Origin of the sequence: Exiguobacterium sp. s194, assembly GCF_018618275.1 — a bacterium.
GTDB classification, from domain to species: Bacteria; Bacillota; Bacilli; order Exiguobacteriales; family Exiguobacteriaceae; genus Exiguobacterium; species Exiguobacterium chiriqhucha.
Map to the genome: position 1 here is coordinate 59,533 of NZ_JACSLT010000012.1, position 24,546 is coordinate 84,078.

The following is a 24,546-nucleotide window of genomic DNA, read 5'->3' on the forward strand; positions in this document are numbered from 1 at the left end:
TCTACACCGGGATCTAAATTAAGTTCTTCTACTAGGCTCTTACCATAGTTTATGATATTTTTCCGAGTCTCTGAGTCTTCCATCCGCCGATAAGATAAAGAGTTTGTTGTGTGGTGCCTCATATTTATAAGGTTCCCCCGATCTTTGATATGATCCACTAATTAATTTTTTTCTAATTTGAATTTCAACAATAAGCTCACTTTTATACTCTTTACATAGTTTTTTTAAGAAGGACAAAGAGGCAGAAAGTAATTTCCCACGTCTTATATAGTTTTCATCACTCTCTGTAGACATAGGGGCCCACATTTCACAATTTACTGAAGTATCTGAGTCATTTATTTCTCTCCATTCTCTATTTTCCAAATCAGAATACAAGTTCATTTGCTTAGCAATGGTATCTCCAACTTTATATGCTGGATACAGCAAATGTTTAGAATGAGGATCAAAGTAATCGGCACCCTCAGTAATGGGCTCTTGATACACCCAGCCCTTTAAATTGAAGTCTCCTGAGTTTATTTCCATTCGCTCTTCCTGATATTCAGGCAATTTAAAATCATAAGGGTCGGAACATGTAGTTAAAGCATTTAAAAGTGCATCAGATGTTTTCGCTGATACAAGAGAACTAGCTATGTTAAATTCTTCAGTTTTATTACCTTCTGTTTCAGTCCACGTCCCGAAAACATTAAGCCATATTTCTCCATTTCGTTTCGAAAAAATCCCTTCAAGAAAGTCATTTATTTCATCGTATTCACTACTTTCTAAACTATTACCCCCTCTGCTTGCTAAAGGTATAGGATCTCGTCTGTCATACAACCAGTAACCATCATTACGGGTTAAAAAGTGTCTATCCAACCATTCTTCAAATTCATCTTTGTTTTCACGATTGGTAAATGGAATTTTGTTAAATATTTTCCCAATAACATTAAACATTGAATGGAATGAAAGATAAAAACTATAGGTTTCTATTGAGGGATAATTCCCGTGACTATGGTAAGTATTCTCTTGCTCATATGACATTCTCCATAAATATTGTCGAGGATCATTTAGATAGTCACCTTTAAAATCAATATTCCATTCATTTATTATCACATTAGAAGCAAGGCGTGCAATCATACCATTTGGAATATTAAACACGGATTCTAAAGACTCGAACCAATAACGTTCAAAATCATAGCCATGATGAAAATCGAGGCTATTTTGATTTATCTCCTTATAATCTGAATCAAATAACGCCGAATGTGTATTTTCTTCAACCGGCTCCAATTCATTATCATTAATTATCAGAATTGAATCTGATACTCCACACTCAAATTCATTGCCATTTATTGAACCAATATTAAGTAAAATATCGGCTGAATATTTTTGAATCAAAAAATGAGAAGAGTCATGATAAAAGTAACGAAATTTTTCGGTATAAGGTAATAGTATTTCCGCATTGTCTTTTGAAATTCGTGCAAACGAAATTAACAAAAATAACCTTGCATGAAGATTGTAAAAAGGGAATTCAAAATTTCCGAAGGCTCCAACTGTATCTTTCTCCATCCAGTTCATCAACTGGTCAATTTCATTTTCACAATTAAACTCTGCTAATCTTTTAACACTGTGTGCTGCACACCATCGTATTGATGACTTCGGCGACCCTAAAGCAGACCAAATAAATCCTGTAAGAGCACTTGCTAGACCATCTTGTAAATACAACTTAGGGGACCATAGACCGTCGCTGTAATCAGGATCAATATGCATTTCCAATCTATATAAAGAGTAATCTAATAACTTTGTAGCTTCTTGTGTGGAAATATGGTTACTTAGTATGTCTACTATCCCAAAAAAATCGGAACTTCTAACCATTTCTATATGGTTTGTTATTGCTCCAATTACTCCTTTTTCAATATAGGGAAGATTTGCGCTGCCAGCATCCAATGAATTAACAAAAAAACTTAGTGTGCTTTTGTTTAAAAAATATAATGCATGCTTATTACCTATCATTTCCATAAAGTGCGGCCATTCTTTTTTTACACTTACTTTTTTTAGCCATTTTTCCGGTATTAACTCTAATCCAAGTTTCAAATCGTAAAAATCAATTTCCTCGGATTGTATCAATTCATATATGAAATTTTTAGCTGTCGCATCGGAAACTTGTCTATAAATTTCATTCCAGTACGCTCTTCTATTTCCACCCAAATTGTCAGATTCGCGATAAAAAATTAGTGCTTTTTTAATACCACTAGAGGACTTCAAATTTAGACTTTGTAGGTACTCACTCCACTTTGATACTTCGTCACTCTTAGAAATCACTGACGACGCTACCGGTTCGTGGTTAAGTATATTACTATTTTTGAGTTTGTTTTTACCCATATTAAGAAGCACATCATCTAACAATTCATTATTTAGAGAATATTCTGTTGAAATTTCTTTAATTTTTGTCCATATCTCTCCTTCTGCTCCATTAATCCTTAACTCTTTGATAATTGAATTAAACAATATAGTCCGATTTTCAATTTTTTCTTCTTTATCTAAACAAAGTAATGCAAAGTTCTCTAAGTCATATATGTTCATGAACGAAGAAAGTGACCAACCCACTTCTGGAGTTATATAACCTCTACTCACAAGCTCGCTAGCTAACTCAACTAATTGGTGATTGAAATTTCCAACTTCTCGATCTCGCCATCTACTTAATGCAGCTATAGCTGAAGCAGGGGATAATCGTGTACAGGTTTTTATAGCTTCATTTCTATTCCAGTATTTTTCTCGCTCCACACTTTCTCCAATTAGCTCAGCACAACGAATAAATCTGTATGCTGTTTCGTCACATACGTGTTCATCAATCTTTCTAATATTTGCAAGAGAAACAATCGATTCCCATCTTTCTGCCAATTCATCACCAAATTTGGACAAAGCATTTATTGCACAATCAAAATAGACAGCTGCATCATCCATATCATTGTTCATTACAGCACGAGCAAGCTTTATATAAAATTCAGCTTTTTCTTCTGGATTAATATTTGTCACGGAGTTTATTTGCTGGTAAGTGTGCTGTTCGCACTTTAGTCTTATTTCCGATAAATGATTTAAACGATAAATGGCACGCACTAAAGTTAAAATATCTTTTAACAATAAATTGTCTGATTTAAAAATATACTTATCAAAGAATGATTCAACACTATAGCTAAATCCGAATTCATGAAAGATTAAAATGTCACAGCATATCTTCGTAATTTCACGCGGAATGACATCATATTCTTTATATCGATTTACCCTTTCTTTGTTTGAAATTTCCTGAGCCTCATTCAATTCAATTTCAATATTACAAGTATGATTAATTAAGCATCTAATTCTTACAAAGTACCAAGGTAGTAACCCACCTGTAAGTTCTTTAATTTCTCGAGCATCTTGATTATCAGTATACTTTTTTTTATCAATTAATTCTGAAGGAACTAGTTCATCCGTATTAATAGTCATATTATCCAAAAGATACATTTTTAAAGAAATTGAACGCAAAAAAGCCGATCGATATGCAGCGTTATAATTATTTACGATATATTTAATTTCACTACTAGGGAAATAATGATTTATTAGTCGAATCACTTTATTTTTCGGTAAGTTTGTTGCAGCACATAATTCCGCGAATGAGATAAGTGATGAAGTCATAGTCTCATCATAATGTCTGCTAATGTTTCTTTTTGGGATTCTAGAGCGTTTATTAATTAATAATTCCAGACAATCATTTAATACATTTTTATCTGGGATATATCCAATCTCCATAACCTCTGAAGCGAAGGCTACAACTATATATGGATTTCTCAAACCTAGTTTGGCAAAGCTGTTGGCCGTTTCAACTTCTCCAAAATCTATAAGTCGATTAATCAACATTCTGGAGACGTTATAAATCAAGATATCAGGTGTCCATCTCATTAAATATTTATATGCAGCTTCAACACCAAATAAATTTAGATGGGTGTAAGTGAGTTCAAAAATTTCTTCGTCCTTTAACCTATTGTGAAGAAGATGTTTTTCATCATCTTTCATTGCCTTTTGATTTTCAAAGTATATCTTTAGCCAATTATTAGCTCCCCTTAGGTAACTTCTAGATTCTCCATTGAATTTATTTACTGTTGAGAGTAAAGCTGCAGAATATACATTTTCCGAACCTTTCCAATCTCCATTGAGTAGTCGTTTATAGGCGAGTTCTTGAACTCTATTCTCATCTTGTAAAGGTGCTACTAAGTCAACATTTTTTTTAATTAAATCTAATTGTCTACTATTCCCTGCGAATTCTTCTCCTGCCCTCATTGCTAATTTAATTGCTTCAGAATATTTATCTTCTTTCATTGAAGCCTTAAATGCGAATTGAAGACGAAATAGCCTAACATTCCTTTCATCAATTGGATTTTTAGGAAGATGTCTATCAGATAAAGCTAGCTCTACCAGCTCAGAATATTTTCCTGCTTGTAACATTAAGCTTGGTAATGCTGATGCTATATATGCAGAGTCATAGGAAAGCGGTTTGATTTGCTCAAGGAAAAAACTAATCTGTTTCGAAGATGCCGCAAAAGTTAGTTTAAACCAAGTTTCTGTAGGTTCATCTCGAAACTGTACAGCGTTATCAGTAATCCATAAAGATTTTCCTATATCAGATACAAAGCTTGTAATTGTCCCCTCTTCAACCCCCGTTGCTTTGGATAAAATATTGATTGGGATAAATGGTGGCAACGTAGCTAAAGCTGTACAAATTAAATCAATTTGTTGTTGGTAAACATCACTAAGTTTATCTTTAGATAAATCTATAGCGTGTGATAGTTGTGATTCTATTTGTTCATCCACAGTTGTGCCAAAACTACCTAAGTTATTAAACATGTCAGAAATTGTTGTTGTTAAACCCAATGCATTTGATTGAACTCTTGGATTACCGTTTGTAAGCCTATGAAATTCAATTCCATCTTCAATACTCACATAAGGATAGTGGTTTTTTAATAAATAAAAAGATTCACTTTCTGTAAACCCTTTTAATTCTATAGTCTTAATATAATTTTTAGGCTTTAGCATATGTAATCGTTCGCTTCTACACAATGCCACAACTTTAACATCCGCTATTGGGTGTTCGCGAAGTAGTTCGTTAACAAAACAATTATCATTAAATTCCGTTGCTGCCATTTCAGCGTTATCGGCAGCGTCAATAATTAGCACCAAATTCGCCTTTTCGTTTCTCAGTTTTACCCTACTTATAGATACCTCTAATCTTTCAAGAAACTTTCTAATTATGTCTCTTTCCGATGCATTATAATTTACAATAAGTGGATCACAATAACCTTTCATTGATAGTTCATTAATCATTTGAGTCAATGCTTGACGATGGTGGTGTCTTGTTTCACTTCTATTTCTATAGCGTCCCCCACCAAAGCAGTCATAAATAATTCCAACTGAATCATTTGGTAAAGACTCAATGAATTGACGAGCAAATACAGTTTTACCGCTACCACCTGGGGCGTGGATTATTACTGGATTCACTTCATTCATAACTACTTCTAAAATATCAGAATGTTGCTTTCTCATTACCATTTTCTCTATTTTTTCAAATTCAGGAGGAGCAGGAAATAAATCTCGTTCAGAGGTCACATGAAATATTTTAAGTATTTCTTCACGAGTAATAACTCCATTAGAATCTGGAAGAGCTTTTTGTTGAACCAAGGAAGTCAATTTTTCAACTTCTGGAATGTCTACAATACCTGCAGTTAGTAAAGATATTTCTGCATGCAATTCGAATTTTTGTGCATCATAGTCTCCTTCTCCATCCATAAATATAATTCGTGAACAAAAATCATTTAGGTCATTTATATTCAAGTTTGTATATTTTAAAAGGGTCTGAATATATCTCTTGTTTGGTTTTTCACTTCTGGAAATGATCAGCACTTGACTTTTTAATTCATCGCTAATTGGTCTGTTTGTAACTATTGCAAACTTTACGTTGTTATTATCAATTCGTTCTTTGGCTATCAAATCGTTATATCTTTTTGCAAAACCTTCAAATGTATTTCTAAGGTCATTAAGCATGAAAGGATTGTTTTTGTGCTTTGTAGTATGTTTCAACTGAAAATAAGTTATATTTTCATCAAATCCATTTTGTGATTGTGAGTATTCTGCTACATCGATAACATATTCCCCCGAAAGATTCCTTTCATTTGACCCCTCTATCACAATGCTATTAATTAGAGTCTTTGGTGATATTAAGGCCAAACATCTTCTTGCCGCCCACCGGTAATGAAACACATCTCCAGCTCTTGAGTATCTTACAAGTTCCGTATCCATATTAAGATCACCTCAGTTATTTTTTATTATTACTAGCATTAATTTAATTATATCGTTTCGAAATCGGAATACCATTTACTCCAAATTATATTTTATTATTCATAATTAGTGGGTGGGGATTTTTTTAATGAGTAAAAGTATGCGCCGGCGCATACTTTTGCGGTATTTGAAATAAAATATATCAAACGGAAAATGACTTACAAAAGTATGCTTTTTTATAAATATGCTATATTTAGTGAAGAAGAGGTGATTAACATGGAGAACCACTCATCCTCCAACAGCCGCTCCCAACAACTCATTATTTCGCAAGCGGTTAATACAATTAAGCAGCATGGTATGGAGGAGATCCTCCATAGTGTATCTATTTTTGACATCAATGACTTCGTCACATCACTCTATCAAGAACATTATGCGCTTGAAAATATTGAGAGTGCCTATAAAAAAATCCGATATTACTCCTTCATGAAGTTGAAACGTCGGTGGGTGAAAACCGCTGTCCGTAACTATCAAGAATCACGCGGTTACAATAAAGAGCTCCGCGCCAAACATGACATGATCTCAGCATACGTGAAAGTCGCAGGTCTTGAAGGACTCTACAAAGAGTTTCACGTGAAAACGATTGAAGACTACATGAATCTCTGCATCACCGAGATTGAAGAATGGGCCGAGGATCCGAACCAACTTATTCATACGTATCCTTATTGGTCTCAAAAAACCGTGAATCAAAAGACATCCACTTTGAAAACGGATGTCCTCATGGTTCTAGGAGAAGTAGCGAAAGAGATTGATTCAACGCAACGGGTGGCGCATCACTCACCGACACTCGCTGTCGACATCCCGTTTTTCGGGATGTCGGATCGCATCAAGAACAAGACCGATCAACTCGATGAGAAACTTAACGACGCGACGCAGCTCAACCTTGAACTTTTGAACTACGACTCAGTTGTCCCGAAATACAAAGAAGGCGTTCCGCAAAATCTCTCCGTCTTGGTCAGTAAAGAGTTCATTCAAGAGTTAAACGGTAAAGTACCTGATCTTGACTCTAAAGACTTCGAGGCCTTCACCGAGATTTTGTCTTACCGTGATATCTCCTTCCAGACAAGTCGTAAAATCATCTTCCCGTTAGTCCAGCTGGTTGAAAAACTCTATGCCAACAAGAGCGGGAAAAGCTACGACCTGACTACGAAGCGACTGATGAAGCTCGGCTATTACCGTGTCGCGGGACACAACGATGAAGGGGACTTCTTTATCCGTGGACTCTTCTCTTCCGTTACAATCAAGAATGCGACGACACTTGCAGACAGCCAGGTGATCGTCACCGTAACTGAGGAGGTCTATGACGACCTGCTCAAGCAACAAATCGTCAGTATCTATGGGGAACAGATTGAACAGTTGAAGGGGAGCTTCGCTTATCACTTAGCGTTCGTACTTCAAAAGGAACGAATGGCTGCTATCCAGACAGGGGAACAAAGTCCGGTCCGCCGACATTGGCGTCAATTTACTTACTCGATTCGCTTCAATAAATCGCGTAAGTCAGAGAACTTACTAGAACTTGAGGCAAACCTTGACCGCATCAAAGAACATGAGTTCATCTTGAAAGACTGGCACCGCTCTGGCGATTACTATTTCTTCAAGTTCTATCCGCTCGAATCATGGGAGTTATTGAACCATACAGACACATTACTCCTTTAATAGAAGCAACTGCTCAGAAGAAGCCTTTTTTACAAATGGGCTTCTTTTCTTATGTATTGGTCATTCAGCCACTGTTTCACATGGAACATTCATGTATTTTCTTCTCCTTAATGCTAGGAAACGGATTCAATACCAGCGATGATCCACTCACGTCACATCAGATTTTTAAGACCACATGTATCTTTCTTATTAACAACCCATTTCCTAGCACTGTGGTATGAAGTCAATCGTACTGAAATGACACCTATATATTGTTTGGTAGATAAAATCGACAACAAATCATTCTTATACATTCAACTTGGTCGTAAAACATCGTACTGAAACAACATTATCGCTGAATTTGGTCGCGAATCATCGTACTGAAACGACACCTCTATCAATTTGGTCGCAAATCATCGTACCGAAACGACATTTTTGCTGTTTCTGTCGTAAATCATCGTACTGAAACGACATCTCTCACTTTTTTGATGAGTTTTTTAAATAATTTTAAGTTGCCATTTCTTAAAAATGGTCACAAACCGTCGTACTGAAACGACATTTTTGATGGTTTTGGTCGCAAACTGTCGTACCGAAACGACACTTTCATCAATTTGGTCGCAAACCATCGTACTGAAACGACATTTTCTGCTCTTTTATGATGAAAATTCTACTCTGAATAAGCTCAAAATGGCTTGATTAAGCCGTTCCTCTTAATTTGGTCGCAAACCGTCGTACTGAAACGACAACTATTTCCCCTGTGAAAATGGCTCAACACCAACACTTTTTTAAATTTGGTCGCAAATGGTCGTACCGAAACCGCACTTTGACACCACTTAGAAAGAACAAGATACTGAAACTAGCATATTTTAGGATAGGGGAGGTGTAGGAGAGATGATGGAGACGAATCGACATATTTTGGTCGCCAATAAGCTATTGGTCGCAATGAGCGGATTGACGCGTTGGACGAAACGCGCAGATCATTATCGCTACGAGCAACACCACTATAACATCCCGGCCTGTTTCATGGCCTTCAAGTGGACCAAGTCTCGGATCCGTCATATTCTCTCCATTCTCGCCTATGCTGATGACCAAGGGAAGATTGAATTTGCAGAAGACAACACGCTTGCGGATTTTGCATGCACGTCGGTCCGCTCCCTACATAACAACTTAAAGATCTTCGAGCAGAATGGCCTCATGACGGTCGTACGTCACTTCCCAGGAGTGATCTCAATTCAATTGACGGATTACCTTGAAAACTATCGTGATTTGTTTGTAGACGGTGCTACGGTCGATTCGAAGACCGGGTATACGTCTGTTTGGCACGGCCTCTTGTCTGAACTGATCGCGCTTGATAATGTGAACACGTTGCGACTCGCACTACGGACAATCGTCCAGGTCGAGAAAGATGTCCATGTCCAGTCAAATGAACAGGCCATCCTGACCTACGATGAGATCAAAGGATTCCTTCCTAAATACTGTGGCCATAAACTCGCCATCCAAAAGATGATGTCTGGTCTTACATTCCTTCAGGTCTCGCTTGTCGAGGACAGTAAGCGTTTCTTGAACATGGTGAAACAAAATGTCTCGCTCAAGAAACGGGTTCAAGACGTGACACGACCGCTCTTACTTGAAGTCCAGCTATCGGCTGCGCAAGACAGTAAGCAGATCAAAGAGAAAGATCGCACTGAAGTTCAGCTCCTTTGGTTTGAGCTGCGTAAGCGAGTAGGGGAGTTCCTCGACTTTGACGCACTCAAGGTCAACCGTGACTCACTCTTCTCGATGAGCGATACATTCGGGGCCAAAACGTTCAAACAGGTCGTCGAAGAGTTAAAACAAGCATTCCTTCACCATCGTGAGGATTTGATCCACTCGAGTACACATAAACTGTTCTTTGAGGAACCGATTTTCTATCTTCATCAACAACTTAAAAAGGCCCAGGCAAAAATGGCTATCGCATGATGGTCTTTTAGTCGTGCACTTTTTTGAAAATATATATGAAAATGACTCATTTTTGCAGGTGATTTCTGTCTGTGTGTTATTTGCAACTGTACCCTTAGACAGTCAAGGGGTATCGACTGTCCTATTTTTAATTTTTGGAAAAAAATCAAAACTACTAACCACTTAATCAAGTTTTTATTGAAGTAAATCATCTTTTGTTTCTTTAATCCCAAATGCTTAGTGAAATAAAAAAAGCCTTGATGAAAGAAACGGTAATCCCATTGAAGGTTCTCTTTTCACATAAACTGTCAGAGCGGCTGATATGACTAGGTTTGGACGTGCTCTACCTTTTCTAATTCTATTAATCTTTATTTAACTCTCTATAATCTATTTATATTTCTTAAACTCAGAAGAATATGGTTTGTATATCTTCTTCTATTATTTAAAGTCAGATCCAACTATATAATGTATTTCTTCTTTAAGAGATTTAGGAATCCGATCTGTTCTTGTTCAATCAGTTTCTGACAAAGCTACTCATAAACAGATGTATACAATTCGACGTCGAAACGTATACATGATTTATCGGCTAGTAAGCATCGTATACAATGACTTATTTTCAATGTATACAAATTAAATTGATATTTATTCGGTTTATACTCGTTTTTATGTTGTAAGGAAAATAAGATTATGACATGATATGAGATAGAAAGGGGAGAGAAGATGAACATACTCACGTTTTACATATCGAAAGGTGGATCAGGGAAGACGACCTGTTCTTTGAATATGGCTTACGCATTAGGTGAGCTAGGACAACGTGTCTTGATCATTGATTTAGATCCTCAAGGCTCGCTCAGTAAACTGATGTTAAAAGAGTCTGACACAATCAAGTACATGACGATGTTTGATGTACATACACGCAATCTCGATATCAAAGAAGTCCTGTTTGATGATAAAACGTATCATGTGAGTCTTCTCCCTTCGAATGAACGAAATGCCAGGTTGATCAATTTGATTTCCGAGCAAGACAAGCTCTATTTATTAAAGGACATGATTGCACCGCTTGAGGATGAGTTTGATTGGATCATCTTAGATTCGGTTCCATCAATTAACGAACTCTCGAAAGTCGTGCTTTCGACGTCAAACATGACGGTCATCCCGTTCATGCCGAAAAAGCTCGTGTTCGACCAACTTGCGAGTACGGTCCGTACCGTACAAAAAGTGAAAAAGTTCTATAACCCGGACCTTGTCATCACAGGTATTCTTCCCGTCGCCATGGATGCTTCTTTAAAGGCAGATAAAGAGTATTATGAAGCGATGGAAGTTATCGCGAAGGAAGAGGGGTTAGACATTCTTCCGATGATCAAGCGCTCCACATTCATCGAGAAAGCTGCCGATAGTGGAAAGAGTGTCATTCAGTACCGCTCCAAGGAATCGAAGGTACTTGCTGAACCGTTTCGACTATTGGCTAAGCAAGTCGTTGAACAGGCAGGTGAGACATCATGAAGGCACGGAATCGTAACATTCATAAAATCAAGCCGAGTGAGCAGCATCCGTATCAGAGCGGTTTGACGAATATCAGTACACTCGTTCAAAAACTTCCAGTATCGAAAGAAGTCGAGGACCTGGTTCATGAAATCAACGAGCTCTCAAAAGTTCAAACGATTTCTGTATTTGAGATTGGGAAGCGTCTCGTTATCGCTCGTTCTGAGATGCATGACAAAAAAGAATGGATCGGTTTCCTCGAGGCCGTATCGATGTCAAGTTCTCTCGCATCCCGGTATATCAAAGCCTATGAGACGTTACATCCACTTGAAGCATCACTTGCAAGGTTACCGGCTTCTAAACTGTTTGAACTGATGTATCTCGACAATGTCGAGGAAGTCGTCGAACAGGGACTGTATATCGATGGCGAGTCTCGAGGTGTCGACGAATTGACGGTCAAACAAATCCGTGAGGCCCGTAAGACCCGTGAGCCTATGCAACAGGTCAAAGTCAGCCCGTTTCAAAAAACAAAGAAACCATCTGCCGTTCTTTCAGCAAGAATCCCGACCGAGCTGTCCGATCAATTCCAACAGTATGCGCATGCCCAAAATCGGAGTGTGAGTGAGCTATTGACGGAAATTATCGAGCGGACAGTGAATGACAATACCATTGACGTCACAGACGAGAATCGAGGAGACGAATCATGAAGAAAATCGCATTGTACAATCGAAAGGGCGGAGTTGGAAAGTCGACGACGACCATAAACTTGGCTCATGCTTATGCTCGTGATGGATTACGTGTCCTCGTCATCGACGCGGACGATCAGGCCTCTTCGACGAATGGACTCGGTCTCACGAACGATTACGAAGGAAAAGTCTTACTCGATTGTCTACTAGAAGAGAATGACCCATTCTACACACCAATCGAACAGGTCATTGTGACATGCGAGTATGAGACAGGTACCGTCTATCTTGTGCCAACCAGACGTTCGGCTTCGCCAAGTGACTTGACGAGCCAAATTGGGTATGAGTATCGACTCAGTGAAGAACTCTCTAAGATTGACGAGTTGTTTGATATCTGCTTAATCGATTGTCCAGGATCGACTTCAGCGCTTAACCCGTATGCTCGCTGCGCACTCGTCGCCCAGGATCGAATCGTGATGCCTGTCCAGATGCAGAAGTTCTCGATGGACGCTGTCTACTCGGCTCCAGAAGAGCTTGAAGAGATGAAGCGGTTCCGGGAAGACATCCATATCGCAGCGTTCATCCCGACGATGGTGAGCGCTCGCTCAAAAGGGGATGTCACGACAGTCGAGGAACTTGAAGAACTCGGAAAAGAAGTTGGTATTCCGGTTTTGACGACGATCCCTTACGCGGTGAAGGTACAGACACTCCAACGGGAGTCTCGTCCGGTCATTGACCACAAGAGCCCAGCAACCGATGCCTATCTACAACTTGCTCAGGAGGTCCTTTCGTTATGACACGCAACCGTAAGAAACATACACCGAAGATTTCGACATTTAGTGCCAACCTTCCGGTGAATCAGAATCAACAAGCGACGGATAGCCGTACGGAACAAGTCGAGGCCGTGAAAGAATTCTCTGCGACAACGACTGTGACGAACCCTTATCAGGCCCTGCCGGCGACGGGGTTGTCACGTATCATCACGAAGAAGCTTCCTGAGGATATGGACGGAATTGTTCAATATTACAACCACATCGATGCGATTCAAGCGACTAGCTTTGTCGAAAAGTGTCGTATTCTTGCCCATGCGAACAGTCTATTCCGGGATCCAGAAACAAAAAAAGAGTTCCAAAAAGAACAAGGAACGTGGAAAGACTTCTTAAATAGAATTGGAATGTCCCAACCACAAGTCAGCCGCTTCGTGTCATTTTGGAACACCTTCGGTCCGAACATCTTAGAAAAGACGCTCGAGCAAGATTTTAGCGCGACGAAACTTGCTGAGTTGTTGTCGTGGCCAGAAGACCCAAAGCTCGCGCTACTCGAGAATAAGAAGTACTACACAGCTTCAGGAGACAAGACGGTGTACGAGATGACACGTGAAGAACTCCGTGAAGTGAAACGGATGTTGATCGAACGTCAGGAACAACGCGTGCTCGAAGTCGAAACTAACTCTGTGAAACCGATGCGTGTACAGATTCGCTTTGCTGATTTGACAGATCCTTTATACGTCGGATTAACACAAGCCGCGCAAAAAGAACACGTGTCAGAAGATGAGATTATCCGGCGGGCTCTCGATGCCTATTTGAATACGAATTAAGTTGAGAGCAGCGAAATATATCATGGCCCACGAAGACTCCTAACATATCGGATCAGAGTGGGTCATTTTCATTAGGAGGAACATACATGACTTACTCCAATCAATATAAAGATGTAGAGAGTATCATCGATACCTTGCTCGTGCTTGATACGTTTTGCGCCTCAAGGAACATCGAAGTCGAGTTTGTCGTGGTTGGCGCTTCGGGGATCCTTCTGTTCATTGAAATGATGAATAAAGATGCCGAGTATCGTCCGACGCGAGATATTGATATTCGCGTGACAGAGGGCGTTGTGACACCTGAATTGAAAGAGGCGCTTCATGAATATGAAATTGAAATTGTCGAAGGGGTGATTCAGTTCCCACCCCGTGAAGACTTTAGGGAGAATGAATTCCGGCATAAGATTGAAGGTCTGTTCGAGGCGATTGATGTGTATATCCCCGACATTGAACTTTTAGCATGTACCAAGATCTTCTCCTCTCGCCAAAAGGATCTAGAGGATCTCGAAAAAACGAATCTATTGGCACTTTGCGATAAAGATAAACTTCTCGACCTTGTAGAGGAATACAAAGCAAACATGACGTGGGACGATCCATTTTGTAACGTGCATGACTTGAGTCGAATTTTTCAGGAAAAGGGTATATAATAAATTAAAAGAAGAGTAGAGGAGGGTGACCGATGTCAGACAGCAATCATGTACTTCTGCAAAGCGAGCTAGCGGATGAACTGAATCGTATGCAGGCAGGCGGGACAAGCTATCGCTTAGAGACGGCTCAATTGGCCCTGGCATTAAGTCGTCATGTATCGGTCCCTGAATCGCTACGTGACCGAGAAATGGCTCGCCAGTATGTTCGATCTTCACTGCATGATTTACAGGACGACCGGGCAGAGGATGTGGCAAAAATGCTTAGTATGGCAGCACGGCGTGCCTACAACACTCCTGAAAGTACGTTCTCGGTAGATATGAAAGTGAAATTAGAAGAAAAACGTAATCGATTCAAGGTGCGTGGATTGCAGGTGAAATCTTAATTGGACCAAGCGGAGTCATTCTTTATACTCTCATGAGGTTATGATTCTACGTGTGAAGGAAGCATCTTTGGTCAAGTCATTGATCATGTATCAGACGATTTCTTCAAATCGTTAAATACTTTGTTTGGAATAAACATAAGGGTACTAGATTCAGTCACTGGTTGACTCAATCTAGTACCCTTTTCGTATCATTGTTTATTTTGTTGGGTGCTCCGCTCACGCAGGACCGCGAGCTCGACCTGTTCCTGTAACCGGTTCTCGAATGTCTCTTTCTCTCGACGGAGGAGCTGGACTTCTAAGTGCAGTTTCTGGTTCTCCTCTTCGAGTTGGTCGCTTCGTCGCGTTCGTGCCTTCAACTCGTCAAGCGTGTCCATCAGGTTCTGGTTTTGACGATTGAGCTGGCTGCGCTCTAGCTCGAGCTTCTTGACGTCTTCTTCTAAATTAAAGACCAACTTCTTCTGAGCCTTCAGTTCCTCTTTAAAAGAAGCACGTTCGGTCTCGAGGGCGTCCTGAGCGTTTTGTTTCTCGGCGAACAGGAGCTCCACTTGATGTTGAAGTGGAATTAATTCCTGGTCGTGGGCCGCGACTTGACGCTCATAGTCCTCTTTGAGCTGTTCCGACTCTATGATGATGCTTTGCTCAAGGTCATCAATCGTCTTTTGATAGCGCGAACAGATCCGTTCGTGTTCCTTTGATTGAAGCTCGAGCCGCGTGGCTCGTTCATTGAAAAGGGCCAGCACCTGATTCAATGCCGCCTGGAGAGCATCGTTCTCCAAACTGATCAATGGATCTGGCACCTGTTTATCAGCCAAGGTGATCAGTTCTTCAAACAATTGATTTGTCGACAGCTGCCGCTGTTCCGACAATCGCTGGATGTGTTCTTTTACCTCTTGTGAGACTCGAAAAGAGGTCACTTTGGTTTCATTAGACTGCACTTAATTCACCACTTTATCAATAAGTTTATTTAACTTTGAATGAATATAGAATAAAGTCATTTCTATTTCATTTTCTCTTAATTAGTGACTAAACACAAGATGGGATAAAATCATACACTGTATACGTTTTCGACGTCGAATTGTATACAGCGATTCTAAACAGTCTAGATATATTTTAATTTTGAGATGTATCTAGATTATTTATGATGAAGAATAAAATTATTTAATAACTTGGTCTATAAAATTTATCTTATCAATAAATTTCAATACATGTTCATTTGTAGTACTCGGAGAGAGTATAATATCAGACATTATGGTGTTTTTAGATCGAACATTTATAATGCAGCTATCATTTATAATTCTATGGATTGATACGCGTCTTTCTGTAGAGTCCTCAATCATTCTAATTTGTTGGAGTATCAAATTATTAGCTGCAAAAGAAGTATATAAATCTATAAGGAATTTAAAATCAAGATATTCCATTTTGGGATGAATTGGTTCTACGATGTGAGCACTGATTAAAGGAAAATTGATTAGGATGGTATTCAACCCTAGAGGCGTGATTGAGAATCCATTTATTGTTAAAGAGCTATATGTCTTAGCATCATAATCTGGACTTTTCTCAACTTTAAATTTGTGGGTATCTGAAGAATATTTATTTAATTGGTCTTCTAAAGTAGTTGTTATTATTTTGTGATTCATCATCCAATTAATTAGTAAAATAGAGGTGAATGGAGACTCATCATCAGTAATTACTAAAGATTGGTTTAGGTAAGTGAACGTAAAAGTTTTTTCAATTATGTTTACTTTTATATGAACCAATTTACTACCGATTCTATAAGTTCTATTTTCTTTATCCTTTTGAATTAATTTGTACACATAGTCGTGATATACCAGAGTCTCTTCTTCAAATTTATCGAACATTGAATCATACTCGAAGTCTTCACTTTGTCGACTTTGCTCAAAGCTTGAAACTTCAGATTCATACATATCTATATGTGAATCACTACTTTTACAGGTTTCTAAAATCAAATTGAAGTAGTGAAGTAATTCATTTTCAAATATTGGTAAATGCGTTGCGCCTGCTAATTGTCCATCTTTGTTAACAAAGGTCATTAAAAAATTCTCAAATCCTAGATTGTTATTTAATAAAGATACTTCATTTTGACGTACATATTTATTCATCATTGGTTTAAATATAGTAACAATATTGTCTTTTATAGATTGAGGTATTTGATTGTACTTCATATTGAAGATGTATTTCAAATCGTTAATTTCTTCAAATTTATACGTTACTTCAGCTAGTTTAAATACTATTAGGTCTTGGTTGAGAGAAATCTCATATGATATTCCAACAAACAAATTATCTTTATGTAAATAAGATGTTTTCAGCAAATCGTGGAATTGTTGGACCTTTTGTTCTCTTTTTTTAGTGTGAACATACGAAGAATCTTTCTTTTTTTTATCTACTTCATGCTCATATGTATGAGAATTCAATTCTGTATTGCATGCACGACATTTTTTGGCAAATGGGCCGTTTAATTGATTGCAAACAGCACATTTGTTTCCTTCTTCAATATTTAAGGCGTGACCACACTTTTTACAGGTCTTTCGAAATAAATGGTTATCACTTTCACACATTTTACAGACTGGCAACTGAAATCCCCCTTACAAAATCAACTAATTTAATGATTATTTTAGCATTAATTATTCTTATAGGGAGTTCATTTTAAAAAAATAGAATTCTAATTTTGTTTTTCAAAGTCTTATTCTAGGGTTTTCTAAATAATATAAAGAGACAATTAATAGTGGCCGAACAATTTTTTGAGGGACTTCCACTTCAGTGGGTAAGCATTGCTGCCGGTATAGGAACGAGTCTCCTCCCCCGTCTTACAGACCTCCAACTTCCACTGCGTCCCATCGTGAGTGATTGTTTCTGTTTCTACGAACAGCTCCGGCCAGAGATGCGTCTTAAAAGAATTGAATTTCTTTAAGACTTTTGCAGAGTCATCCTGGTTGTACCAACCGGATTCTATCCGTTGTTCCTTGCCAAACGTTTTAAGGATCAAGAGTTCTCGTTTAACGAAACCGTTCGAATGAAAAGTCAAAATGGACTCGTTATAAACGCCAAAACTCCCGATCCATAGCGTCACTTTCATGATAGGGTCTGTTAGTGTTAATTCACTAAGCGGAATGGTTGGCTCTAAAGCTAAAGACTGACGACGCTTGTTCTTTAACTCTGACTCCTGAAATTCCTTCTTGTCGAGAGAATCATCTTTTTTGTGCATCCTAATTCCTCCCGTTACATAAGTTTGATGTTGTACGAAAGTCATTTGTAATGGAGAATTACATAACTGTGTAGAATAAAGGAGGTAATTATCCGAAATGACTTTTCATGAGTATTTTCTACTATTATAAATGTGATCAAGCAAAATGGTGTGTAAAATATTGGGTAAGGCTCTGCTTTCGGAAATCTAGCAGAAACGTTATAATTCTTAGTGTGGAATAGTTTTTTATCACTAAACTTCGAATATTAGACAGGAGAAATAAACATGTCAGCATTGAACCAAAAACTGTTCAGCGCAGCGGACAACCTTCGCAGCAAAATGGACGCCTCAGAATACAAAAACTATTTGCTAGGCCTCATCTTCTATAAGTATCTCTCAGACAAACTCTTGGAGAAGGTGGTCGTGAGCGCGGATGCCTCACTAGAGGAATATGACACGCAGAAGAAACAGACGGAACTCTACATAGATCTGATATCGGATGATGAAATCAAAGAAGACTTGATCGAGACGTTGGTCGACACACTCGGGTACGACATCGCGCCAGAGTATCTCTTCAATGTCTTGGCCGACCATGCACAGCAAAACATCTTCCAATTGAATGATCTCAACAAGGCATTCGTCGAGTTGGCCTCAAAATATGAGCAATTTAACGGTCTATTTGATGACGTCGACTTGAAATCGAAGAAGCTCGGTTCGGATGATCAGCAACGGAATATCACTATCACCGAAGTATTGAAGAAGTTGGCGTACGTTGACTTAGTGGGCTACGGTGGCGATGTCATCGGTGACGCATATGAGTTCTTGATCAGCCAATTCGCCTCAGAGGCTGGGAAAAAAGCGGGAGAATTCTATACACCTCATCAAGTCTCAGACATGATGGCCCAAATCGTTGCCCTCGGACAAGAAGACAAGAAACTCTTCAGCGTCTTTGACCCGACGATGGGATCTGGGTCTCTCATGTTGAACGTCCGGAACTATCTTAACTATCCGGACAGCGTGAAGTATCATGGTCAAGAGCTGAACACGACGACGTTCAACTTGGCGAAGATGAACTTGATTCTACACGGTGTAGACAGTGAAGACATGCGTCTACGTAATGGGGACACACTGAACAAAGACTGGCCGACAGATGAGCCGTACACGTTCGACTCGGTCCTCATGAACCCACCGTATTCAGCAAAATGGTCAGCAGACGATACGTTCCTCGATGATTCACGTTTCAACCGATACGGCAAGCTGGCACCGAAGACGAAAGCAGACTTCGCCTTCCTTCTCCATGGTTTTTATCATTTGAAAGATTCCGGGACGATGGCGATTGTCTTGCCTCACGGGATTCTTTTCCGAGGAGCGGCAGAGGGCGTCATTCGTAAGAAGCTGTTGGAAGATGGAAGTATCGACGCGGTCATCGGGTTACCAGGAAACATGTTCTTTGGAACATCGATTCCGACGACAGTCGTCATCTTGAAGAAGAACCGTGAGACACGGGATGTTCTCTTCATCGATGCGAGCAAAGACTTTACCAAAGAGAAAAATCGGAACAAGCTTTCAACCGAGCACATCGACCGAATCGTTGAGACGTACAAAAAGCGAGAGACCGTTGCGAAATATGCTTATGTCGCTAGCTTCGATGAAATCAAAAAAAATGATTTTAACCTCAATATTCCAAGATATGTCGATACTTTTGAAGAAGAAGAACAAATAGATTTGGCATCAATCGGGAAAGAACTGAAAGTAGTTCGTGAAAAGAAAGCGGGGTTGGAAGCGAATATTTTTGAGATGATTTCTTCACTGCAGTCTACCGAGGAAAATGAGGATTGGATTCAAGGTGCATTAGAGGTGTTTAAGTGTGAAAAATAAAAAACCAAAAATACGCTTTTTTAATTTTGAAAAAGATTGGAATATAAAAAAATTAGAGGATGGTTCTTCAAAAATTGGAGATGGCCTTCATGGAACTCCCGTGTATTCCGAAGATGGAGAAATTGCATTTATCAATGGGAATAACTTGATTAATGGGGAAATCACTTTAAACTCTAATACAAAGTACGTAAATTGTAGTCAAAAGACTCAGGCAGATAGAGAATTAAATTTAAATACTATTTTAATGTCTATTAATGGAACGATTGGAAATTTAGCTTGGTATAGAGAAGAAAAAATTATGTTGGGGAAAAGTGTTGCTTATATCAATATCTCGTCTTTTGACAAAAAATTTGTTTATCAAATGCTTCAAACAAGTAGAGTAATAAATTATTTTTTGAATAATTTAACTGGATCTACAATAAAAAATTTAGGTTTAAAAACTATCAGAGAAACTCCTATTTTAATTCCATGTATTGAAGAACAACAGAGAATTGGAGTTTTTTTAAAAAAAATCGATGAAACTCTCTCTCTTCATCAGCAAGAACTAGAAGCCCTCAAACAAACCAAAAAAGGTTTCTTGCAAAAAATGTTTCCGAAAGAAGCGGAAGTTATTCCTGCAATACGCTTCAACGATTTTGAAGAGAATTGGGAAACAAAAAAAATTAGCGAGATTGCGACTGAGACTTTTGGAGGGGGAACACCGAAAACTGCTGAAAAAAGATTTTGGAGCGGAGATATTCCATGGATTCAAAGTTCAGATATCACTCAACATAAAGTGTATGAGGTTTTTCCTAAAAAAACAATCAGTGAAGAAGCAGTAAAATCGTCAGCAACAAAATTAATCCCAAAAGACTCAATTGCAGTAGTAACTAGAGTAGGAGTTGGGAAATTAGCATTAATTGAATACGATTATTCGACGAGTCAAGATTTTGTATCGCTGAGTAATTTGAAGTCGGACAAATGGTTTACGGTTTACTCACTATATAGAATCCTGCAACGAGAGCTATACAATGTTCAAGGTACTTCGATTAAAGGGATTACAAAAAGCGAGTTACTAGAGAAAAATATTTTGTTGCCACCGAATAATGAAGAACAAGTTAAAATCGGTGAATTCTTTAGACAGCTGGATGAGGTCATCGAGTTGAAAGAAAAAGAGCTCGAGGCTTTAAAGGAAACGAAGAAAGGCTTTCTTCAAAAGATGTTCGTATAATCGAATGAGACGAAAAGGGGAATCGTGGTGAAGACGACACATAGTGATGAACTGGCGGTCGAACATCGACTGATCGAAGTGCTCGGGGAAGGGCACAACCAATGGAACTATCGGCCGGACTTGAAATCGGAGGCGGACCTATGGGACAACCTCCGCCATAAAATCACGCGCAATAACCTATCAGAGATTGGTGAACATCCAATCACGGACAAGGAGTTCGACACCATCAAGACGGAGCTCCTCTCGAGGACGCAGACGCCGTTCGACGCGGCACGCTGGTTGAAGGGAGAGAACGGTATCGCCCGCATCACCATCGAGCGGGAGGATCCCTCGCTCGGCTCGATATCACTCATCCTCTACTCGAACCGTGACATCGGGGGCGGTATCTCGACATATGAGGTCGTCCATCAAATCGCTAAACAAAAGGTGGACGAGGACGGACGTGACCGACGTTTCGATGTGACCCTCCTCATCAACGGCCTCCCGATTGTCCAAATCGAGTTGAAAAAGGTGACGGCGAAGGACGGGGTGTATCAGGCGCACAACCAAATCAAGAAGTACGCCGAGGAAGGGCTGTTCCGTAACAACATCTTCTCGACGCTACAGCTCTTCGTCATCTCGAACGAGCAGACGACGCGCTACTTCGCGAACGCACTCCCGAAGGACATGCATCGCAAGTTCGTCTTCAGCTGGCGCACGACCGAGAACCGGAAAGTCGACAACCTGTATGAGTTCGTGAAACAGATGTTGAACATCCCGGACGCGCATCGCTTGATCGCGAACTACACGATTGTCAGTGAGGACCAGGACAACAAGGCACTCATGGTCCTGCATCCATATCAAATCCATGCCATCGAGGCGCTCTTCACATCTGCGATGAAACATGAGTCAGGCTTCGTCTGGCACGCGACGGGGTCCGGGAAGACGTTGACGAGTTTCGTCTCGACGAAACTCCTCGCGCGGAAGCCCGGGGTCGACCGGACCATCATGTTGATCGACCGGAAGGACCTCGACAGCCAGACGACGAGCGAGTTCACGAAGTTCGCCTCGGAGTTCAACACCGGCATCTCGTCGGGGAACGCCGCGGCCAACAGTCTGATTGTCGGGACGTCGAGTTCGAAGAAACTGAGCGAGACGCTCCTGTCCGATACGAACTCGAACACGGTCATCATCACAACGCGTCAGAAGCTCGAGGCGGCGCTCCGAATCGCACAGAAGCAGGAAGAGGAGAAGGGCACACACCGCTTCCAAAAACTTATCGGGCAACATATCGTCTTCGTCGTCGATGAGTGTCACCGAGCGCTTAGCGCGGAAGGGATGGAGGCCATCAAAGGATTCTTCCCGAACTCGACCTGGTTCGGGTTCACCGGGACACCGATCTTCAACGAGAACAAGAAACAGGCGCAAGGCCAGCTCGCCCGGACGACCCGTGACCAGTATGGGGAGCTACTCCATTCGTATACGATTAAGAACGCGCTCGAGGACGGGGCCGTGCTCGGCTTCCAGGTCGAGCATGAGGACACGATCGAACCGACCTCGCTGAACAACCGCATCTTCAGCATCCTCCGTCAGGACGAGAGGCATGCCGACCTTTCCGATAACGAGTTGAATGAGCTCATCGATCAGATGGACGCGATGGAGAAGGAGAAGCATATCCCGAACGACCTGTACGAGCGGGACGAGCATATCCAGAAGGTCATTCATAAGATGTTCCGCCCGGACAACGCCTATACGAAGTTCGACTTCAAGAACGGGCGCCCGCAGAAGTCAGCGATTCTGACGACGAGCTCGATTGCGATGGCGAAACGCTATTATCAGGCTATCCAGACGATGAAGCAAGACCCGGACTGGATGACGAATGAGTTCGCCGGCCAACCAATCAGAAAAGGTCGTACCATCGACGATCCGGACTTCCCACGGATTGCCATCACCTACTCGATGCAGGAGAATGAAGACAACTCAAAACAGGTCGAGGACGAGATGCGACAAGTCATCCGTGACTATAACACCTATTATGGAACGGCGTGGTCGATCGAGGACATCGAGCGCTACAACGGGGATATCAACAACCGTCTCGCCCGTAAAAAGGCCGAGTTCAAGGAGTACGGGAACCAGATCGACCTCGTCATCGTCGTCGACCGACTGCTAACCGGCTTCGATGCGCCGACGATCCAAACGCTCTTCGTTGACCGGAACCTGAGCTATGCGAACCTGATTCAGGCGTTCTCCCGGACGAACCGGACCTTCCCGGGTAAGACGAAAGGATTGATTGTCACGTTCCGGAAGCCGGCGCTCATGGAGAAGAACGTCCAGGATGCTACCCGCCTCTATTCGAATGAGAACGACGATTCGAGTCTTGTCTATCCGACTTACGAGGAGTCGAAGAAGCGATTCAAGAAAGCGCATAAGGAGCTGCTTGAATTGGCTGCCGAGCCTGGTGAGATTGATGAACACTCGACTTTGGAGGAGCGAATCGAGTACGTCAAGGCATTCCAGGAGCTGAGCAACGCTTTCGAGGCACTCGTCACCTACGACGAGTATAACGATGACATGGAGAAATCGAAGAGCCTCCAGGACCAAGTGAAGACGGTCGAGGATTTCGTCGGCAGTTACAATACGATCAAAGGCTCATTACTGGAAGAGCCTGACCCTGACGGTAGAGACCCGGACAACACGCCTGATTTCTCGGATATCGAGTTCTATGGGGACAATACCGCGAGGCTCTATGATGTCGACTCGAGCTATATCGACAAGTTACTCGGCACCTATTCGGCCAATAATGCCGACGTCCGTTCTGAAATCGAGAAGGCGCTCCAGAAGTTGAACAAGTCTGAGGTCGTCAAAGAAGTATACCGCTCAATCTTAAATGCAATTGATAGTGGTGAAATCAAAGAAGATGATATCTTCGCATTAAAGCGAAGTTACTTCACAGCTGCCTACGAACAAGCCGTCCGTGATTTTGCTGAGACTTGGTTTGTGAAGGAGAGAGAACTATACGCCTCAGCCGTTCAATACAATATCGGTGCCGACCCGATTCCAAACATCGGCGGTATCATCAACAGTAAAGACTTCGCAAGTTACAAGGGATCCAATCCTGAAGCCATGCCTCTAAAATATGGGCCGGCAATGAAGCGAGAATGGCGAATTACGTTAGACGAGACCGTCATCCCGCTCAGCCAAGAGCTTCGCTAAAAAAAATCAAAGTCATAAGACCTGGATATGGTCTTGTGACTTTTTGTGTTTTGAAGCAACAAAATTTTCATTTCCTACGCTTTAGGAATCCCCTCAACAGTCTTGTTTGAAAAAAATAAAATATGATTAATAGAGTGACGACTTGTTAAAAAACTAACAAGACTTTTGCACCTGTAAACATGTTTTCAGAACGAATATTCCTCTATGCGTATTTGATAATACATGCTTTTTGAGACACTGCTTAAGGGTTTCTTGCTCGGATAAACTACATTTAATAATTCTTAGAAGGATATATTAATAATCAAATAGAAAACAAGTAATCGAAAAGTCAGTTTGAGGTGTAATACAAGTCTTTATAAATTT

The 24,546-nt window shown here is 40.5% G+C and carries 15 protein-coding genes; 11 read left to right on the top strand and 4 right to left on the bottom strand.

The features are described 5' to 3' along the window. Positions 1-39: 39 nt before the first annotated feature. Positions 40-6,303, bottom strand: coding sequence for an ATP-binding protein (locus tag KNP85_RS14205; protein ID WP_214803739.1), 6,264 nt, complete (start codon positions 6,301-6,303; stop codon positions 40-42). A gap of 468 nt (positions 6,304-6,771) precedes the next feature. Here KNP85_RS14205 and KNP85_RS14210 point away from each other — a divergent pair, with 468 nt between their 5' ends. From KNP85_RS14210 to KNP85_RS14245, 8 genes are all read left to right on the top strand, one after another. Then, positions 6,772-7,995: a hypothetical protein gene (locus tag KNP85_RS14210; protein ID WP_214803741.1), complete on the top strand. Its 1,224-nt coding sequence runs from the start codon at positions 6,772-6,774 to the stop codon at positions 7,993-7,995. Positions 7,996-8,865: 870 nt separating this feature from the next. Beyond that, on the top strand, positions 8,866-9,933 hold the full coding sequence (locus KNP85_RS14215; protein WP_147287429.1) for a hypothetical protein: 1,068 nt from the start codon (positions 8,866-8,868) through the stop codon (positions 9,931-9,933). A 699-nt stretch (positions 9,934-10,632) separates the two neighbouring features. After that, positions 10,633-11,415 carry a ParA family protein gene (locus KNP85_RS14220; RefSeq protein WP_029336205.1) on the top strand — a complete coding sequence of 261 codons (783 nt, stop codon included), beginning with the start codon at positions 10,633-10,635 and terminating at the stop codon, positions 11,413-11,415. Continuing rightward, positions 11,412-12,101, top strand: a complete 690-nt coding sequence (locus KNP85_RS14225) for a hypothetical protein (protein ID WP_029336204.1) — start codon at positions 11,412-11,414, stop codon at positions 12,099-12,101. The genes KNP85_RS14220 and KNP85_RS14225 overlap by 4 nt, the downstream gene beginning before the upstream one ends. Continuing rightward, complete coding sequence (locus KNP85_RS14230; protein ID WP_029336203.1) at positions 12,098-12,874, top strand: ParA family protein; 777 nt, start codon at positions 12,098-12,100, stop codon at positions 12,872-12,874. Before KNP85_RS14225 ends, KNP85_RS14230 begins: the two co-directional genes overlap by 4 nt. After that, complete coding sequence (locus KNP85_RS14235) at positions 12,871-13,674, top strand: hypothetical protein (RefSeq protein ID WP_214803743.1); 804 nt, start codon at positions 12,871-12,873, stop codon at positions 13,672-13,674. The genes KNP85_RS14230 and KNP85_RS14235 overlap by 4 nt, the downstream gene beginning before the upstream one ends. An 86-nt stretch (positions 13,675-13,760) precedes the next feature. Further along, positions 13,761-14,318, top strand: coding sequence for a DUF6036 family nucleotidyltransferase (locus tag KNP85_RS14240; RefSeq protein ID WP_214803745.1), 558 nt, complete (start codon positions 13,761-13,763; stop codon positions 14,316-14,318). Between the two features lie 32 nt (positions 14,319-14,350). Beyond that, positions 14,351-14,701 (top strand): hypothetical protein, encoded by a 351-nt coding sequence (locus KNP85_RS14245; protein ID WP_128124337.1) that lies wholly within the window; start codon positions 14,351-14,353, stop codon positions 14,699-14,701. Positions 14,702-14,889: 188 nt separating this feature from the next. Here the strand turns inward: KNP85_RS14245 and KNP85_RS14250 are convergent, their stop codons facing one another. From KNP85_RS14250 to KNP85_RS14260, 3 genes are all read right to left on the bottom strand, one after another. After that, positions 14,890-15,636, bottom strand: a complete 747-nt coding sequence (locus KNP85_RS14250; RefSeq protein ID WP_214803748.1) for a hypothetical protein — start codon at positions 15,634-15,636, stop codon at positions 14,890-14,892. A 219-nt stretch (positions 15,637-15,855) separates the two neighbouring features. Next, positions 15,856-17,292, bottom strand: a complete 1,437-nt coding sequence (locus KNP85_RS14255; protein ID WP_214803750.1) for a zinc ribbon domain-containing protein — start codon at positions 17,290-17,292, stop codon at positions 15,856-15,858. Between the two features lie 146 nt (positions 17,293-17,438). Next, entirely contained in the window at positions 17,439-17,924 is a 486-nt protein-coding gene (locus tag KNP85_RS14260) for a hypothetical protein (RefSeq protein WP_214803752.1), read from the bottom strand. A gap of 264 nt (positions 17,925-18,188) precedes the next feature. On the opposite strand from KNP85_RS14260, the gene KNP85_RS14265 reads away from it, so the two are divergent. The 3 genes from KNP85_RS14265 to KNP85_RS14275 are packed head-to-tail and all read left to right on the top strand — an operon-like array spanning position 18,189 to position 24,183. Continuing rightward, on the top strand, positions 18,189-19,781 hold the full coding sequence (locus KNP85_RS14265; protein WP_214803754.1) for a type I restriction-modification system subunit M: 1,593 nt from the start codon (positions 18,189-18,191) through the stop codon (positions 19,779-19,781). Further along, complete coding sequence (locus KNP85_RS15945; RefSeq protein ID WP_214803756.1) at positions 19,771-20,991, top strand: restriction endonuclease subunit S; 1,221 nt, start codon at positions 19,771-19,773, stop codon at positions 20,989-20,991. Before KNP85_RS14265 ends, KNP85_RS15945 begins: the two co-directional genes overlap by 11 nt. A 24-nt stretch (positions 20,992-21,015) precedes the next feature. Continuing rightward, positions 21,016-24,183 (top strand): type I restriction endonuclease subunit R, encoded by a 3,168-nt coding sequence (locus KNP85_RS14275; RefSeq protein ID WP_214803758.1) that lies wholly within the window; start codon positions 21,016-21,018, stop codon positions 24,181-24,183. The last annotated feature ends 363 nt before the right edge of the window (positions 24,184-24,546 follow it).